Genomic DNA, 15,911 nt, shown 5'->3' with positions numbered 1-15,911 from the left:
CTATTTTTTCAGGTCTTCAGCACCCTGCAACGGTTCATCACCCAGCAGCAAGTCCTTGTCGTGGCTGACTTCTTCTTCCTCGAACAGGCGCCAGGTCTTGTCGCCTTCCACACCCAGCAGTTCCACGAAGCGGCGGCCTTCGACCTTGTCGGTGACCTGGCCGATGTAGCGGCCCGGTTCGCTGTCGCTGCGGGTCAGGTTGATCTTGCGGTCCTTCTCTGGCTGGGTCGGGGAGATCAGGTTCAGTTCCAGGGTGTTTGGGTTGCTGTAGCCGGTGAGGTTCAACTCGACTTCACCGGTCAGCTCATCCAGGTGCAGCTTGGCGCGCAGTTGCAGGGTCTGGGCCAGCCGTTCGCGGTCCAGGGAGCGGTTGATGCCTTTGCCGGCCTCGTAGTAGTTGTCGTTGACCAGGTTGTCCGGGTTGTTCACCGCGATGGTCACCATGGACAAGGTCAAGGTCACCGAGCAGGCCAGGATCCCAATGATGATCCAGGGCCAGAGGTGCTTGTACCAAGGGCTTGCGGCAGTGGCTTGGGGCATTGTTCTGCTCTCTTTAACGAAGCTTTCTATTTATTAACGAACCTGGGGGCCAATGAATCGGCTCTTCGCTTCAATATGGACGCTGGCGTCATCGGCATCCTTGAGGATGAACGTCACCTCGTTGGTACTCGACGGCAGTTGCTCCGGCGCACTCGACAGTTCCACCGGCATGCTGACGATGTCGCCGGCCGCCACTTTGATTTCACGTCGGCCTTGCAGCTTGAGGTCCGGCAGGCCGGCGGCGTCGAGCACGTAGGTGTGATCGCGCTGGTCCTTGTTCATGATCTTCAGGCTGTAGACGTTTTCGATGCGCCCTTCGGCGTTTTCGCGGTACAGCACACGGTCCTTGCTCACGTCGAAGCCCACCAGCGAACGCATGAAGAACGCTCCTGCCAGCAGGCTCATCATTGCCAGCAACACCAGGGCATACCCGATCAGGCGTGGGCGCAGCTTGTGGGTTTTCTGCCCGGACAGGTTGTGCTCGGTGGTGTAGCTGATCAGGCCGCGCGGGTACTCCATCTTGTCCATGATGTTGTCGCAGGCATCGATACAGGCGGCGCAACCGATGCACTCGATTTGCAGGCCGTCGCGGATGTCGATACCGGTGGGGCATACCTGTACGCACATCGTACAGTCGATGCAGTCGCCCAGGCCCTGGGCCTTGTAGTCGGCGCCTTTTTTACGCGGACCACGCACTTCGCCACGGCGTGGGTCATAGGAGACGATCAGCGTGTCCTTGTCGAACATCACGCTCTGGAAGCGTGCGTACGGGCACATATAGATGCACACCTGTTCGCGCAGCCAGCCGGCGTTGCCATAGGTGGCGAGGGTGAAGAACCCGACCCAGAAATACGACCAGCCATCGGCCTGGCCGGTGAAGAAGTCGAACACCAGTTCGCGGATCGGCGAGAAGTAGCCGACGAAGGTCATGCCGGTGGCAAAGCCGATCAGCAGCCACAGCGTGTGCTTGCTGAACTTGCGCAGGAACTTGTTGGCGCCCATCGGCGCCTTGTCCAGCTTGATGCGCTGGTTGCGGTCGCCTTCGGTAACTTTTTCGCACCACATGAAGATCCATGTCCACACGCTTTGCGGGCAGGTATAACCGCACCACACGCGGCCGGCGTACACGGTAATAAAGAACAGGCCAAACGCCGCGACGATCAGGATGCCCGACAGCAGGATGAAGTCCTGGGGCCAGAAGGTCGCGCCGAAAATAAAGAATTTACGTTCCGGCAGGTTCCACCACACCGCCTGGTGGCCACCCCAGTTCAGCCACACCGTGCCGAAGTAGAGCAGGAATAGACCGGCGCCGCCGAGCATGCGCAGGTTGCGGAACAGGCCGGTGAAGGCACGGGTGTAGATTTTCTCTCGCGACGCGTAGAGGTCGACGCTCTTACCGTCAGGGCTATTCGAGTTTTTGGCAGGCGGGGTAACGTCGTGTACCGGTATCTGGTTGCTCATCATTGCATCCCACGGCGGTGGAGATTTGCCTCGGCCAGTACGTGCCAACCGGGGTCAAATAAAGGGTCTTGCAGTGGCGTAATGATACGCCCCCGATGCCGCTCAAAGGGTGCGACCTTTGGTCGCGTTGGGGGAAATCAATTGATGGTGTACGTGACCTGGATCAATTGACTTGGGAAGTATGGACGGTTTTTGTGGGCTCAACCTTCAAAATGCAGAAGATCCAATGTGGAAGGGGGCTTGCCCCCTCCCACATTGGATCTTCTGGGTGTCTAAATAACGATCAGCCTTACTGCTCCTCGGCCTTCTTATCCCCATGGGACAAGCTGTAGACATACGCCGCGAGCAAGTGGACCTTGTCGTTGCCCTGCAGTTGCTCCTGCGCAGGCATCTGGCCCTGACGACCCCAACGGATGGTCTGCTGCAGTTGGGCGAAGCTCGAGCCGTAGATGAACGCGCCGGGGTGGGTCAGGTCGGGCGCGCCCATGGCGGGGGTGCCTTTGCCAGCGGGGCCGTGGCAGGCCACGCAGTTGGCGGCGAAGAGTTTCTCGCCGTTGGCCACATCGGCTTTCACGCCTTCCGGCAGCTTGCGGCCGTCGAGGTTGGTGACGACGAACGCGGCGACGTCGCTGACGCCTTGTTCCTTGAGGATGTCCAGCCAGGCCGGCATGACGGCATGGCGGCCTTTCATGATGGTTTCCTTGATGGTCGCCGGTTCGCCGCCCCAGCGCCAATCGGCGTCGGTCAGGTTGGGGAAGCCGTAGGCGCCCTTGGCGTCGGAGCCGTGGCACACCGAGCAGTTGGAGGCGAACAGGCGACCGCCCATCTTCAGGGCTTGCGGGTCCTTGGCGACGTCTTCAATCGGCATCGAGGCGAATTTGGCGAAGATCGGCCCGAACTTGGCGTCCGACCTGGCCATTTCCTTTTCCCATTCGTGCACGCCGGTCCAGCCGGTCTGGCCGTTGGCGAACGGGGTTTGCTTGTCGTTGTCGAGGTAGTTGTAGCCCGGCAGCAGGCCTTTCCAATTGCCCAGGCCGGGGTACAGCACCAGGTAGCCGAGGGCGAAGATGATGGTGCCGACGAACAGCATGAACCACCACTTCGGCAACGGGTTGTCGTACTCCTCAATGCCATCGAACGAGTGGCCGACGGTCTCGTCGGTTTGCTCGGCGCGCTGGCCCTTGCGGGTCGACAGCAGCAGCCAGGTCAGGGCGAAGATGGTACCCAGGCTGAGGACTGTGACGTACAGACTCCAGAACGTAGTCATTCTTTGTTACTCCTAGAAGCTTGCTCGACGTGCTTGATGGCTTCGGGATCATCCGCAAAGGGCAGCAAGGTCGCGTCTTCAAACTCCGACTTGCGCTTGGGGCTGAACACCCACAACGCCAGGCCGATAAAGGCCACCATCACGACAACGGTGCCCAGGCCACGAATCATCCCGATATCCATGAAGAATCACCGTTTGCTTTTGATGATGGTGCCCAGGCCTTGCAGGTAGGCCACCAATGCGTCCATTTCGGTCTTGCCCTTCACGGCTGCGGCTGCACCGGCGATGTCTTCGTCGGTGTAGGGCACGCCCAGGGTGCGCAAGACTTCCATCTTCTTCGCGGTGTCCTTGCCGTCGAGCTTGTTTTCCACGAGGAACGGGTACGCTGGCATTTTCGACTCAGGCACCACGTTGCGCGGGTTGTACAAGTGCGCACGTTGCCAGTCATCGGAGTAACGCCCGCCGACACGGGCCAGGTCCGGGCCGGTGCGCTTGGAACCCCACAGGAACGGGTGGTCCCACACGCTTTCACCGGCCACCGAGTAGTGGCCGTAGCGTTCGGTTTCGGCGCGGAACGGGCGGATCATCTGCGAGTGGCAGCCGACACAACCGTTGGCGATGTAGACGTCGCGGCCTTCCAGTTCAAGGGCGGTGCGCGGCTTCATGCCTTCGACCGGCTTGTTGGTCACGTCCTGGAAAAACAGCGGAACGATCTGGGTCAGGCCGCCGATACTCACGGCGATGACCATGAAGAAGGCCAGCAGGCCGATATTCTTCTCGACTACTTCATGCTTCATCAGTGGGCTCCCACAACGGCGATCTTGGCGGCGGCTTCGGCTTCGGCCGGGTCGGAGGCACGCACGGTGCGCCAGACGTTGTAGGCCATGAACAGCATGCCGCTGGCAAAGAACGCACCACCGATGGCGCGGACGATGAAACCAGGGTGACTGGCTTGCAGCGCTTCGACGAAGGAGTAGGTGAGGGTGCCGTCATCGTTGATCGCACGCCACATCAGGCCCTGGGTGATGCCGTTGACCCACATCGAAGCGATGTAGAGCACGGTGCCGATGGTGGCCAGCCAGAAGTGCGTGTTGATCAGCCCGACACTGTGCATCTGCGCACGGCCGAACAGTTTGGGGATCATGTGGTACAGCGCGCCGATGGAAATCATCGCTACCCAGCCGAGGGCGCCGGCGTGTACGTGGCCGATGGTCCAGTCGGTGTAGTGGGACAGCGAGTTGACGGTCTTGATCGCCATCATCGGACCTTCGAAGGTCGACATGCCGTAGAACGCCAGGGACACCACCAAAAAGCGCAGGATCGGGTCGGTGCGCAGCTTATGCCAGGCGCCCGACAGGGTCATCATGCCGTTGATCATGCCACCCCAGCTCGGGGCCAGCAGGATGATCGACATCGCCATGCCCAGGGACTGTGCCCAGTCCGGCAACGCGGTGTAGTGCAAGTGGTGCGGGCCGGCCCAGATGTACAGGGTGATGAGTGCCCAGAAGTGCACGATGGACAGGCGATACGAGTAAATAGGACGTTCGGCCTGTTTCGGCACGAAGTAGTACATCATCCCCAGGAAACCGGTGGTGAGGAAGAAACCTACAGCGTTGTGGCCGTACCACCACTGGATCATCGCATCCGTCGCACCGGCGTAGGCCGAGTAGGACTTGAACAGGCTGACCGGCAACGAGGCGTGGTTGACGATGTGCAGCATCGCCGTCACCAGGATGAAGGCACCGTAGAACCAGTTGCCCACGTAGATGTGCTTGGTCTTGCGCTTGACGATGGTGCCGAAGAACACCACCGCGTAGGTCACCCAGACGATGGCGAGCAAAATCGCGATCGGCCATTCCAGCTCGGCGTATTCCTTGGTGGTGGTGTAGCCCAGCGGCAGGGTAACGATGGCACCGACGATGACCGCTTGCCAACCCCAGAAGGTGAAGGCCGCAAGGCTGTCGGAGATCAGTCGCGTTTGGCAGGTTCGCTGCACGACGTAGTAGGAGGTGGCAAACAATGCACATCCGCCGAAGGCGAAAATCACCAGGTTGGTGTGCAGCGGGCGCAGGCGGCCGAAGGTTGTCCATGGCAAGCCGAAATTCAATTCCGGCCAAACCAGTTGCGAGGCGATGAACACCCCGAGCCCCATGCCAAGGATCCCCCAGACCACCGTCATGATGGCGAACTGGCGGACTACCTTATAGTTATAAGCAGTCGGACTGATTGCTGTGCTCATTCTAAGGTTCCACGGTTTAGGTTTTTTTATAGGTAAAATTCGGCCGCAAGTATGTAGAAAGCAAGGGGCCATTGCAACGCAAGGCTGACCTGTGTCAATGCGTTCCACGCCAGATTCTGCGCCCTTTCCATGTTTGGCGTAAGGATAAAATCCGAAATCGAAAGCTGATCGAGTGGACAGGAAATTTTGGGGGTCGCAACGACTGTCGTTGCGTACGCCAAGATTGGTCCGCTGTGCAAGCAAGCGTAGACCCGAATGGCAGGAGGGGAAAGTTGTGCTTTGGAAGGGTGTGACGAACTGCCGCAGAGCGGCAGCCATAAGCGGCAAGTTGCAAGCCGCAAGAAAAAACAGCTGCAAGATCCAAGTTGGGGGCTCTTCTCTTGCAGCTTGAAGCTTAAAACTTCCAGCTCACCTGCTGCTATTGATGGGACAGGCTATACACGTAAGCCGCCAGCAGATGCACTTTGTCATTGCCCTGCAGCACTTCCTGCGCTGGCATCTGGCCTTGGCGGCCGTGACGAATCGTCTGCTGCAACTGCGCGAGGCTGGTGCCGTAGATGTAACCGGCGGGCAGCGTCAGGTTCGGCGCGCCCATGGCTTCCATGCCTTGGCCTTGCGGACCATGGCAGGCCACGCAGGTGGTGTTGAACGTGGCTTGGCCGGCGGCCAGGTCGGCGGTGCTGTCGGCCGGCAGGGGCAGCTTGGCGATATCGTGACGCACATAGGCGGCGACGTTTTTCACGCCTTCGTCGCCCAGCATGTCACCCCAGGCCGGCATTGCCGCGTGGCGACCGTTCATGATGGTGGTCTTGATCGCGTCGGCCGAACCGCCCCAGCGCCAGATGTTGTCAGCCAGGTTTGGAAAGCCGAATGCGCCCTTGGCATCCGAGCCGTGGCACACCGCGCAGTTGGAGGCGAACAGGCGACCGCCCATTTTCAGCGCTTGCGGGTCTTTCGCGACTTCTTCCACGGGCATGGCTGAGAATTTGGCGAAGATCGGCCCGAACTTGGTGTCGGCCTTGGCCATCTCCTTGTCCCACTCCTTGGCCGAGGTCCAGCCGCCTTCATAGCCCGGCAACACGCCTTTCCAGTTGCCCAGGCCCGGGTAGAGGATCAGGTAGCCGACGGCAAACACCAGGGTGCCGGCGAACAACATGAACCACCACTGGGGCAGGGGGTTGTCGTATTCCTCGATACCGTCGAAGGCGTGGCCCATGGTCTGGTCGACACTGCCCTTGGTCTCGCCCTTGCGGGTGGCGAACAACAGCCAGGTCAGGCCGATCAGGCTGCCGATGGTCAGTACGCAGATCCATGTACTCCAGAAGGTAGTCATGGCCGGTTGCTCCTTGTTGCAGGCTCTTGGTGAGCGTCGGATGGCGAAGGTTCATCGGCGAAGGGCAGCAGGCGCGCTTCCTCGAATTCCGCATTGCGCCGGTTGTTGAATACCCACAGCGACAGGCCGATAAAGGCGATGGCGACGATCAGCGTGCCGAGGCCGCGGATGGTGCCTGCATCGAATTCAAATCCCATGGCTCACCTCTTGCTCTTGATGGCGGTGCCGAGCACTTGCAGGTACGAAACCAGCGCGTCCATTTCGGTCTTGCCCTTGAGGCTGGCCACCGCGGCACTGATGTCGTCGTCGGTGTACGGCACGCCGAGGGTGCGCATCACTTTCAACTTGGTCTCGGTGTGGCTGTTGTCGACTGCGGCCGTGACCAGCCACGGGTAGGCCGGCATTTTCGACTCAGGCACTACGTTGCGCGGGTTGTACAAGTGCGCGCGGTGCCAGTCGTCCGAGTAGCGAGCGCCGACGCGCGCCAGGTCTGGCCCGGTACGCTTGGAGCCCACAGGAACGGGTGGTCCCACACGCTTTCACCGGCGACCGAGTAGTGGCCGTAGCGCTCGGTCTCGGCGCGGAACGGGCGGATCATCTGCGAGTGGCACTGTACGCAGCCTTCGCGGATGTAGATGTCGCGGCCTTCCAGTTGCAGCGCGGTGTAGGGCTTCATGCCTTCCACCGGCTTGTTGGTCACGTCCTGGAAGAACAGCGGGACGATCTGGGTCAGGCCGCCGATGCTCACGGCGAGCACCATGAGCAGCATCAGCAGGCCGACGTTTTTTTCAATCGTTTCGTGTTTCATCACTGACTCCTCAGGCCATCTGCGCGACAGGGGCGGCTTCGACAGGTTGTGCCGAGCGCACGGTGCGCCATGTGTTGTAAGCCATCAGCAACATGCCGCTGAGGAACACCGCACCGCCCACCAACCGCACGATGAAGCCTGGGTGGCTGGCCACCAGGGTTTCGACGAAGGAGTAGGTCAAGGTGCCGTCGTCGTTGATCGCACGCCACATCAGGCCCTGGGCGATGCCGTTGACCCACATCGAGGCGATGTAGAGCACGGTGCCGATGGTCGCCAGCCAGAAGTGCGCGTTGATCAGGCCGAGGCTGTACATCTGCTCGCGACCGAAGACTTTCGGGATCATGTGGTACAGCGCGCCGATGGAGATCATCGCCACCCAACCGAGGGCGCCGGCGTGTACGTGGCCGATGGTCCAGTCGGTGTAGTGGGACAGCGAGTTGACGGTCTTGATCGCCATCATCGGACCTTCGAAGGTCGACATGCCGTAGAACGCCAGGGACACCACCAAAAAGCGCAGGATCGGGTCGCTGCGCAACTTATGCCAGGCGCCCGACAGGGTCATCATGCCGTTGATCATGCCGCCCCAGCTCGGAGCCAGCAGTACCAGCGACATCACCATGCCCAGCGACTGTGCCCAGTCCGGCAGCGCGGTGTAGTGCAAGTGGTGAGGACCGGCCCAGATGTACAGGGTGATCAGTGCCCAGAAGTGCACGATCGACAGGCGATAGGAATACACCGGACGTTCGGCCTGTTTCGGCACGAAGTAGTACATCATCCCGAGGAAACCGGCGGTGAGGAAAAAGCCTACCGCGTTATGCCCATACCACCACTGCACCATGGCATCCGTCGCACCGCCATACAGCGAGTAGGACTTGGTCAGGCTGACCGGGATTTCCAGGTTGTTGACGATATGCAGGATCGCCACGGTGATGATGAATGCACCGAAGAACCAGTTACCGACGTAGATGTGCTTGGTGGTGCGCTTGGCCACGGTGCCAAAGAACACAATGGCGTAGGCCACCCAGACGACGGTGATCAGGATGTCGATCGGCCATTCCAGCTCGGCGTATTCCTTGGAGCTGGTGTAACCCAGCGGCAAGGTGATTGCGGCCAAGAGGATGACCAACTGCCAGCCCCAGAAGCAGAACGCGGCGATTTTCGGCGCGAACAGTTGGGTTTGGCAGGTACGCTGCACCGAGTAGAAGGAGCTGGCGAACAGCGCACAGCCACCGAACGCGAAGATCACCGCGTTGGTGTGCAGCGGGCGCAGGCGGCCGAAGCTGGTCCAGGGCAAGTCGAAGTTGAGCGCGGGCCAAACCAATTGGGCGGCGAGAAAAACCCCGAGCCCCATGCCGACGATGCCCCACACCACCGTCATAATGGCGAATTGGCGGACCACCTTGTAGTTATAGGCGGTACTTAAAGTAGTGTTCATGGTTCCCCATCCACGGTTCAACCCAAGCAGATGCGGCACTTGGGCTGGAGTTATAGGCAGACTGAATAGCGAGGCAAGCATGGGCAAAGAGCACAAGGCCAGTATTGACGGGGATCAATGGGCGCAGTGTGTGCGGGAACATGGCTGGTTATGGAATGGTGCGTCGGGCGCTGTTTCCAGTGACTGCGTGACGCTGATCCTGGCCCACGGCGCCGGCGCGCCGATGGACTCATCCTTCATGAACGACATGTCTGCACGCCTTGCCGGGCATGGCGTGAACGTGTTGCGCTTCGAGTTTCCCTACATGGCCCAGCGCCGACTGGACGGCGGCAAACGCCCACCCAACCCGGCGCCGAAACTGCTGGAGGCGTGGCGCGGGGTATATGCCGAGGTGCGACGTCATGTCGCTGGGAAACTGGCCATTGGCGGCAAGTCCATGGGCGGGCGCATGGCGAGTCTGTTAGCGGATGAATTGGCCGTCGATGGCCTGGTGTGCCTGGGGTATCCGTTCTATGCGGTGGGCAAGCCGGAGAAACCACGGGTCGAGCATCTGGCCGGGCTGAACACGCCGACGCTGATTGTGCAGGGCGAGCGCGATGCCTTGGGTAATCGGGTGGCGGTGGCGGGCTATGAATTATCGCCGAGCATCGAGGTGATGTGGCTGGTCGCGGGGGATCATGACTTGAAGCCGTTGAAGGCTTCGGGGTTCAGCCATGAGCAGCATCTGGAGGCTGGGGCGGTGCAGGTCGCCAGGTTTCTCGGTGCCTGTCAGGGCCTCATCGGAGCACGCCCCCTCCCACATGTTGATGTGTGAATACAGTCAAAGTGTGGGAGGGGGCTTGCCCTCGATAGCGGTCTAGCGGTTAAAACGCTCGACCAGGGAGTACTGGGTATTGGCGGTACGCGTCAATTCCTCACTCAACTGCGCCGAGTTCATCGCCTGCTCCGAGGTCTGATCCGCCAACAGCGCAATGGTGCTGATATTACGGCTGATCTCTTCGGCTACCGAGCTTTGCTCTTCGGTGGCGGCCGCAATCTGGGTGGTCATGTCGGTGATATGCGCCACCGCTTCACTGATGCCCACCAACGCCTGATCCGCCTCCATCACCCGCGCCACCCCTTCTTCGGCCTGGCGATGCCCGGCGTCCATGGTTTGCACGGCGGCGGCAGCGGTTTGCTGCAGCTTGGCGATCAGGGCATGGATCTGCCCGGTCGACTCAGCCGTGCGCTGCGCCAGTTGGCGGACTTCATCGGCGACCACCGCAAACCCCCGGCCCATCTCACCGGCACGCGCTGCTTCAATGGCGGCGTTGAGCGCCAACAGGTTGGTTTGGTCGGCAATGCCTTTGATCACGTCGACTACGCCGCCGATCTCATCGCTGTCCTTGGCCAGTTGGGTGACGGTCACGCCGGTCTCGCCCACGGCCACCGACAGACGCTGAATCGCCTCGCGGGTTTCCCCGGCAATATCGCGACCGCGACCGGTCAGGCGATTGGCTTCCTGGGTGGCGTCGGCGGTGCGCTGCACATGGCTGGCCACTTCCTGAGTGGTCGCCGCCATCTGGTTGACCGCCGTGGCCACCTGCTCGGTTTCCACGCGCTGGCGTTCCAAGCCGCTGGAGCTGTTGTGCGCCAGGGTATTGGACTGCGCCGCCTGGTCGTTGAGGTGCTCGGCAGTGTCCTGCAAGCGCGTGAGGCAGGTCTTCAGACGTGCCTCCTGGCTGAGGATCGACATCTCCAGGCGCGCCTGGGCGCCACGGCTGTCGGTGTACATCTGCGCGATCAACGGGTCGGACGTGGTCTGCTCGGCCAGGCGCAGCAAACGCTTGAGACCGCGCTGTTGCCAGCTCAGACCGAGCAAGCCCAACGGCACCGACAAACCCGCCGCCAGGGCAAAGCCCCAGTGGGAGTTGAGCGACACACCGATCATGAAGCTCAATTGGCTGATCAGGATAAACGGCAGCCAGTCCTGCAACACCGGCAGCCACTTGTCCCGCTGGGGAACGGCCGACTTGCCCTGGTTGATGCGTTGGTAGAGCGCTTCGGCACGGCGGATCTGCTCGGCAGTGGGCTTGATGCGCACCGATTCGTAGCCGACCACCTGGTTGCCTTCGAAGACCGGCGTCACATAGGCGTTAACCCAGTAGTGATCGCCCGTCTTGCAGCGGTTCTTAACGATGCCCATCCATGGCAAGCCTTGTTTGAGCGTGGTCCACATATGCCCGAACACGGCCGCTGGCACGTCCGGGTGACGGACCAGATTGTGCGGCGCACGCACCAGTTCGTCGCGAGAGAACCCACTGATTTCGACGAAAGCGTCGTTGCAGTAGGTGATCACGCCTTTGGCATCTGTGGTGGAGATCAACCGTTGCTGAGCGGGGAAGGTACGTTCGCGCTGGGTAACGGGTTGGTTATTACGCATGATTGTTCAATCCGCAAGGCTTTCATTGGGTATCGGCGGTAACGGGGGTTTATTTAACTTATTTTTGCAACAATTGGCGGGTTGCTCGTTCCTCGAGGTGTATTGCTAGCACAGCAATCAAGGCCAAGTATCAGCATCGACGACCTACGATGTGCTTCCGGGTCTTCGGGCGTTACCTCCCTGACAGTCACTGGAGCCTCTGTTGGGGATGTTGCAACCGCAAGCCTTACATCTATTACTGGATTTGGCTGGATTGTCTCGGCTATCGTTGCCTTAATCCTTTTGAGCGTGTTAAGGGCTCCACTAACGACCACCCATTCGGAACGCTTAGGGTTAACGTCGAGAGAATGATCTAAATAAAAGGCGTATCGGCCTATCGCGGGTTACCGATTGATGAATCGTCGGAACACTCGTGATAGGGTTGGCATACAAAAAATATGGATGGGTTTTATGGATAGCCGCCAAAGGTTGATAACCAAGCATTTAGATCTTTCAGGATGCGGCCTGGAAATTGCGCCGCTTTTCCGCCCAGTAGTGCCCAAGGAAAGGTACAACGTCTATTACACCGACTACACGTCAACAGAAGCGCTACGAGAGAAAAACGCTACTAACGTCACGGCACATTCAGGGATTTACTCGGGAATTCAAACACTTGATTTTGTGTGGCCTCCCGGTAGCAGTCTTGCTGATTCCGTACCCACTGGCGTTGTATTCGATTACGCGTTGGCCTCCCACGTAATTGAGCACGTTCCCAATATGATTGGGTGGCTCAATGAGGTACTTTCAGTTCTAAAGGTTGGCGGCAAGCTGGCTCTGGTCATCCCTAATAAGGAGGCTTGCTTTGACTACTATCGCCAGCCAACCCCAGTTGCCGAATTTGTCGACGCCTGGATTCGAAAGTCCAGCAAGCCATCACCTAAGCAAATATTTGATTGTCTGTCGCTTGCTGTAGCGGATACCGACCAACCCGGCACCAGGTCTTTTGATTTGCATCTGCCGCTGGCGGAAGCCAAGCGCACCTATACGTTAGAACAGGCACTGCAGTACGCGATAAACTCATTCAGATCTGATGAATACCTTGATGTGCACTGCTCTGCATTTTCGCCAGAAAGCTTTGTAGAGGTCATCAGCACGATGGTTGAGCTTGGTCTTTTGAATGTGTCGATGTCAGACCCAAATCAAGGCGAGCCATCTGTTGGCTCTGGGGGGATTTCCGGCGAGTTTATGATCACGCTGACCAAGCTCGGGGAGCCAAGGCTTATCGGTTTGCCAGAAAAAGAGGTTGCAGGAAAAAGTATTTCTCCGGACCTGAATAGCGATCTTGAGCATGCGCGAAAAGCGTTCAGCGATGCGGTCGTTATCCAGAATGAGCTGAAGAAGCAGCTGAGATTTGCGCCATCTGTAAAGCGTGTACTTCGCCAGCTTGTTGGCAGGTTATGAAGTGGCGCCCGTGTCGTCATGGTGTTTGCTGGCGTGCTCAATCGTTCTGATGAGAGGTCAGGCGATCTGGCAGGATATGCTGATCAAAGCCGGGGCCAGATAGTGAGCTGTGCCTATGCGTATGAGGCGCTCGGAAAGTGGTGGGGGAGCCACTCCCCAAAAAACGTCTGGAGAGCCCCTGCAAGTCCGACCTGCGTTCCGAACCTGGTCCAGGTCGATCAGTTCTGAATGGCGAGGAAGCTTGCGTGTGGGCGCGCGGATAGACCGGCGTGGAAACGCTCTGAGTATCGGGGCGCAAGATGATCTGGTCGGTTGCGCTCCGCACGAGTAGCTATAAAGCACGCTAAAAAAGAGTGGTTGGGTGCATTCGACGCAGGATCGAATACTCAAAATCGCAGTTACGGGCTAAGGTTGAATATTCGGTTTGCGTCATCAAGCGTCAGTTCGGCTATACGTGAGTGTGCTCTCGCGGCTTGGGGGAAAAGTATTGCGCATCAGGCCACATTGTTCGGTCTGTCGAACCTGTGGATGGCGTGAAAAGGATTGTGGGATGCAGGAGCGGAGCGCCTGTCATGCGGGCTGTTCGCCGTAGAATAATTCGAGAATAGGGAAAAACATAAATTAGTTAAAGGAACGAAGTGTCCGTTTTACGACAAGCTCAGCTTGCTGAAGCTTAAGCAGCGATAGCACCAAAAAAACGGTGGTACGCCCCTTGCTTTAGATTCGAGCCTAGCGTCGATTGTTTGACCCTGATTGGTGCGTGCCTGATTTTTAGGTCGCGGGTGCGTTGGGCTCATTGAACTAAAAGTGCCCATGTTGATCGTACTGTAATCTTAGGACTCTCACTGGATAATGGATGGGCAAATGACTCGCAAATTTTTCATTTCTGCTTACCCTTGGATGGCTCTGCGCATTGTTCTCCTGGCGCGGTTGTTCGGTTGGTCGATCTGGCGCCTTTAATTTTGCCGTCTGATCTGTGATTATTAGCCTCGACCGGTTCTATGAGTGATCCTTAAGCGACTCTTTTAGCAATGCAAAACCACGCGGAAACCTATTAAAAAGCGTCACTTGGAAGCGCCTGAATTTAGCTAGGTAAACAGCCATTGTCAGAGTTTCATGGCGCTTTCTTCTCTGATATAGTTTTGTGCTAAGGCTAGCTCAGGTGCAGCAATTAGCACATTGGACCATGGGGCTTACAGGGGGATGCCCGGCTACTTATTAGGACGAATGAGGACCACTTGGTCATCTTCGTGGTGAAACTCTATCGCCATTTGAGAGTGTTTTATATGGATGTAAATTTGATCCCTGTGATTTTATCTGGCGGCGTGGGCAGCAGGCTCTGGCCCGTCTCCCGGGAAGCGCATCCGAAGCCTTTTATGACATTGCCCGATGGGCAGAATCTGATTCAGAAGACGTTCGTACGGGCAGCGAAACTACGCGGTGTCACTGAAGTAGTGACGGTTACCAACCGCGAGCATCTTTTCAAAACTGAAGACGAATATAGCCTCGTTAATACTCAAGGTCACTCTCAGATTTACATCCTCGAGCCCTTTGGAAGAAACACCACTGCCGCCATTGCTCTTGCCGCTCTTCAGTTGCGAGATAAGTATGGTGATCAAACGCATATGCTGGTACTTGCTGCCGATCATATGATTAAGGATGACGCTGCGTTTGCAGAAGCTGTTGCTCGCGCCACTCACCTATCCTCGCAAGGTTGGCTTGTCACTTTCGGCATCCGCCCGCAGTACCCGGAAACCGGCTTTGGTTATATTGAGGCTCGTGTCAATACGCCAATAGACGGTGGTTTCAAAGTCGAGAATTACGTCGAGAAACCAGACCTCGCAACCGCTGAATCATATATCGCCGCCGGGAATTATTTTTGGAACTCGGGAATGTTCTGTTTTCAGGTGGGGACCATACTTGGCGAGTTGGAAAAGCACGCGCCTAAGATCCTAGCTGAGGTCAGTGAATGTTTGGCGCATTCGCGGGTGGCAGTGGCAGCCGGGTACAGCTGTCTGACGGTCGATGCCGACACCTTTACCAAGGTAACGGACATATCGATCGATTATGCAGTTATGGAATGCTCTCAGAACGTCGCGGTAGTGCCGTGCGATATCGGTTGGACGGATATCGGCTCTTGGAATGCTGTGAGTGACCTAACGTGCGAAGGCGTCGATGGAAATCGCTTCGAGGGCGAAGTGATCAGCCACGGGGCACGCAACAACTATGTGAAGAGCGAAGATCGCCTCACCGCTTTGGTAGGTGTCGAAGACTTATTAGTGATCGACACTGCTGACGCGTTACTTATCGCGCACAGGGATAGTGCTCAAGATGTGAAGCACATCGTCGGTCAGCTGAAAAGCAGCGGTCATACGTTGCATAAGTTGCACCGTACTGTCCATCGCCCATGGGGTACTTATACGACGCTGGAAAGTGGCGAGCGATTTAAGATAAAGCGTATTGTTGTCAAGCCGGGTGCTTCGCTTTCACTGCAAATGCATCACCACCGGAGTGAACATTGGATAGTGGTTAGCGGGATGGCAGTTGTCGTCAATGATCAGGCCGAACTAATGTTGAATACAAATGAGTCGACTTTTATTCGTGCTGGTCATAAGCATAGGTTGAAGAATCCAGGCGTTATTGATCTTGTCTTAATAGAAGTTCAAAGTGGAGACTACTTGGGTGAGGACGATATCGTCCGTTTCGAAGATGTATATGGTCGAGTGATCTAGACGAGCATGATCATTGAATGAACTGTGGTTTGGTATGGATGTCCGTGCCGAGTTTTAAGAGTTTTAGAATATTAAAGATTGTTCTTGAGGGATTGAATTTTGACTAAGGATGGTCTGAAGTAGCCATGTATTTCCCCGGCATACCACCTAGCGCAACTTTTAAACTCGCCAAATGATCAAAAAACAATCAATTCGACGAGTATTTCTTACGTTTTCGCCACCCGGACCCCACTC

The 15,911-nt window shown here is 57.8% G+C and carries 13 protein-coding genes and 2 pseudogenes; 4 read left to right on the top strand and 11 right to left on the bottom strand.

Going from position 1 to position 15,911, the window contains the following annotated elements:
• The 10 genes and pseudogenes from FIV39_RS17665 to ccoN (FIV39_RS17620) all read right to left on the bottom strand — a co-directional run bounded on the left by FIV39_RS17665 (position 1) and on the right by ccoN (FIV39_RS17620) (position 9,083).
• On the bottom strand, positions 1 to 540 hold the full coding sequence (locus FIV39_RS17665) for a FixH family protein (protein WP_090400265.1): 540 nt from the start codon (positions 538 to 540) through the stop codon (positions 1 to 3).
• Between the two features lie 33 nt (positions 541 to 573).
• On the bottom strand, positions 574 to 2,001 hold the full coding sequence (gene ccoG / locus FIV39_RS17660) for a cytochrome c oxidase accessory protein CcoG (RefSeq protein WP_090400263.1): 1,428 nt from the start codon (positions 1,999 to 2,001) through the stop codon (positions 574 to 576).
• A 289-nt stretch (positions 2,002 to 2,290) separates the two neighbouring features.
• Positions 2,291 to 3,268: a cytochrome-c oxidase, cbb3-type subunit III gene (ccoP, locus tag FIV39_RS17655; RefSeq protein ID WP_090400261.1), complete on the bottom strand. Its 978-nt coding sequence runs from the start codon at positions 3,266 to 3,268 to the stop codon at positions 2,291 to 2,293.
• Positions 3,265 to 3,450 carry a CcoQ/FixQ family Cbb3-type cytochrome c oxidase assembly chaperone gene (locus FIV39_RS17650; protein ID WP_003175465.1) on the bottom strand — a complete coding sequence of 62 codons (186 nt, stop codon included), beginning with the start codon at positions 3,448 to 3,450 and terminating at the stop codon, positions 3,265 to 3,267. Before FIV39_RS17650 ends, ccoP (FIV39_RS17655) begins: the two co-directional genes overlap by 4 nt.
• Positions 3,451 to 3,456: 6 nt before the next feature.
• Positions 3,457 to 4,065 (bottom strand): cytochrome-c oxidase, cbb3-type subunit II, encoded by a 609-nt coding sequence (gene ccoO, locus FIV39_RS17645; protein WP_003193167.1) that lies wholly within the window; start codon positions 4,063 to 4,065, stop codon positions 3,457 to 3,459.
• A complete protein-coding gene (gene ccoN / locus FIV39_RS17640; protein WP_090400259.1) occupies positions 4,065 to 5,507 on the bottom strand; it encodes a cytochrome-c oxidase, cbb3-type subunit I in 1,443 nt (480 codons plus the stop codon). Before ccoN (FIV39_RS17640) ends, ccoO (FIV39_RS17645) begins: the two co-directional genes overlap by 1 nt.
• Before the next feature lie 418 nt (positions 5,508 to 5,925).
• Positions 5,926 to 6,840: a cytochrome-c oxidase, cbb3-type subunit III gene (ccoP, locus tag FIV39_RS17635; protein ID WP_090400257.1), complete on the bottom strand. Its 915-nt coding sequence runs from the start codon at positions 6,838 to 6,840 to the stop codon at positions 5,926 to 5,928.
• Positions 6,837 to 7,037, bottom strand: coding sequence for a cbb3-type cytochrome oxidase subunit 3 (locus tag FIV39_RS17630; protein ID WP_090400255.1), 201 nt, complete (start codon positions 7,035 to 7,037; stop codon positions 6,837 to 6,839). The genes ccoP (FIV39_RS17635) and FIV39_RS17630 overlap by 4 nt, the downstream gene beginning before the upstream one ends.
• A gap of 3 nt (positions 7,038 to 7,040) precedes the next feature.
• Positions 7,041 to 7,648, bottom strand: a pseudogene (gene ccoO / locus FIV39_RS17625) (cytochrome-c oxidase, cbb3-type subunit II).
• A 10-nt stretch (positions 7,649 to 7,658) separates the two neighbouring features.
• Entirely contained in the window at positions 7,659 to 9,083 is a 1,425-nt protein-coding gene (gene ccoN / locus FIV39_RS17620; RefSeq protein WP_090400251.1) for a cytochrome-c oxidase, cbb3-type subunit I, read from the bottom strand.
• A 79-nt stretch (positions 9,084 to 9,162) separates the two neighbouring features.
• Here ccoN (FIV39_RS17620) and FIV39_RS17615 point away from each other — a divergent pair, with 79 nt between their 5' ends.
• Complete coding sequence (locus FIV39_RS17615) at positions 9,163 to 9,897, top strand: alpha/beta family hydrolase (protein WP_090400249.1); 735 nt, start codon at positions 9,163 to 9,165, stop codon at positions 9,895 to 9,897.
• Between the two features lie 42 nt (positions 9,898 to 9,939).
• On the opposite strand, the gene FIV39_RS17610 is transcribed toward FIV39_RS17615, so the two are convergent.
• The gene (locus tag FIV39_RS17610; RefSeq protein ID WP_090400247.1) at positions 9,940 to 11,505 is read right to left on the bottom strand and encodes a methyl-accepting chemotaxis protein; all 1,566 of its coding nucleotides are present in this window, start codon (positions 11,503 to 11,505) and stop codon (positions 9,940 to 9,942) included.
• A 450-nt stretch (positions 11,506 to 11,955) separates the two neighbouring features.
• On the opposite strand from FIV39_RS17610, the gene FIV39_RS17605 reads away from it, so the two are divergent.
• The 3 genes and pseudogenes from FIV39_RS17605 to FIV39_RS17595 all read left to right on the top strand — a co-directional run bounded on the left by FIV39_RS17605 (position 11,956) and on the right by FIV39_RS17595 (position 15,677).
• Positions 11,956 to 12,945: a class I SAM-dependent methyltransferase gene (locus tag FIV39_RS17605; RefSeq protein ID WP_090400244.1), complete on the top strand. Its 990-nt coding sequence runs from the start codon at positions 11,956 to 11,958 to the stop codon at positions 12,943 to 12,945.
• A gap of 12 nt (positions 12,946 to 12,957) precedes the next feature.
• Positions 12,958 to 13,173 (top strand): annotated as a pseudogene (locus FIV39_RS33945) (hypothetical protein); the annotation flags it as partial.
• Between the two features lie 1,058 nt (positions 13,174 to 14,231).
• Complete coding sequence (locus tag FIV39_RS17595) at positions 14,232 to 15,677, top strand: mannose-1-phosphate guanylyltransferase/mannose-6-phosphate isomerase (RefSeq protein ID WP_090409764.1); 1,446 nt, start codon at positions 14,232 to 14,234, stop codon at positions 15,675 to 15,677.
• The last annotated feature ends 234 nt before the right edge of the window (positions 15,678 to 15,911 follow it).

The organism is Pseudomonas grimontii, assembly GCF_007858185.1.
Classification (GTDB): Bacteria; Pseudomonadota; Gammaproteobacteria; order Pseudomonadales; family Pseudomonadaceae; genus Aquipseudomonas; species Aquipseudomonas grimontii.
This window is presented reverse-complemented; position numbering and strand designations above follow the sequence as displayed.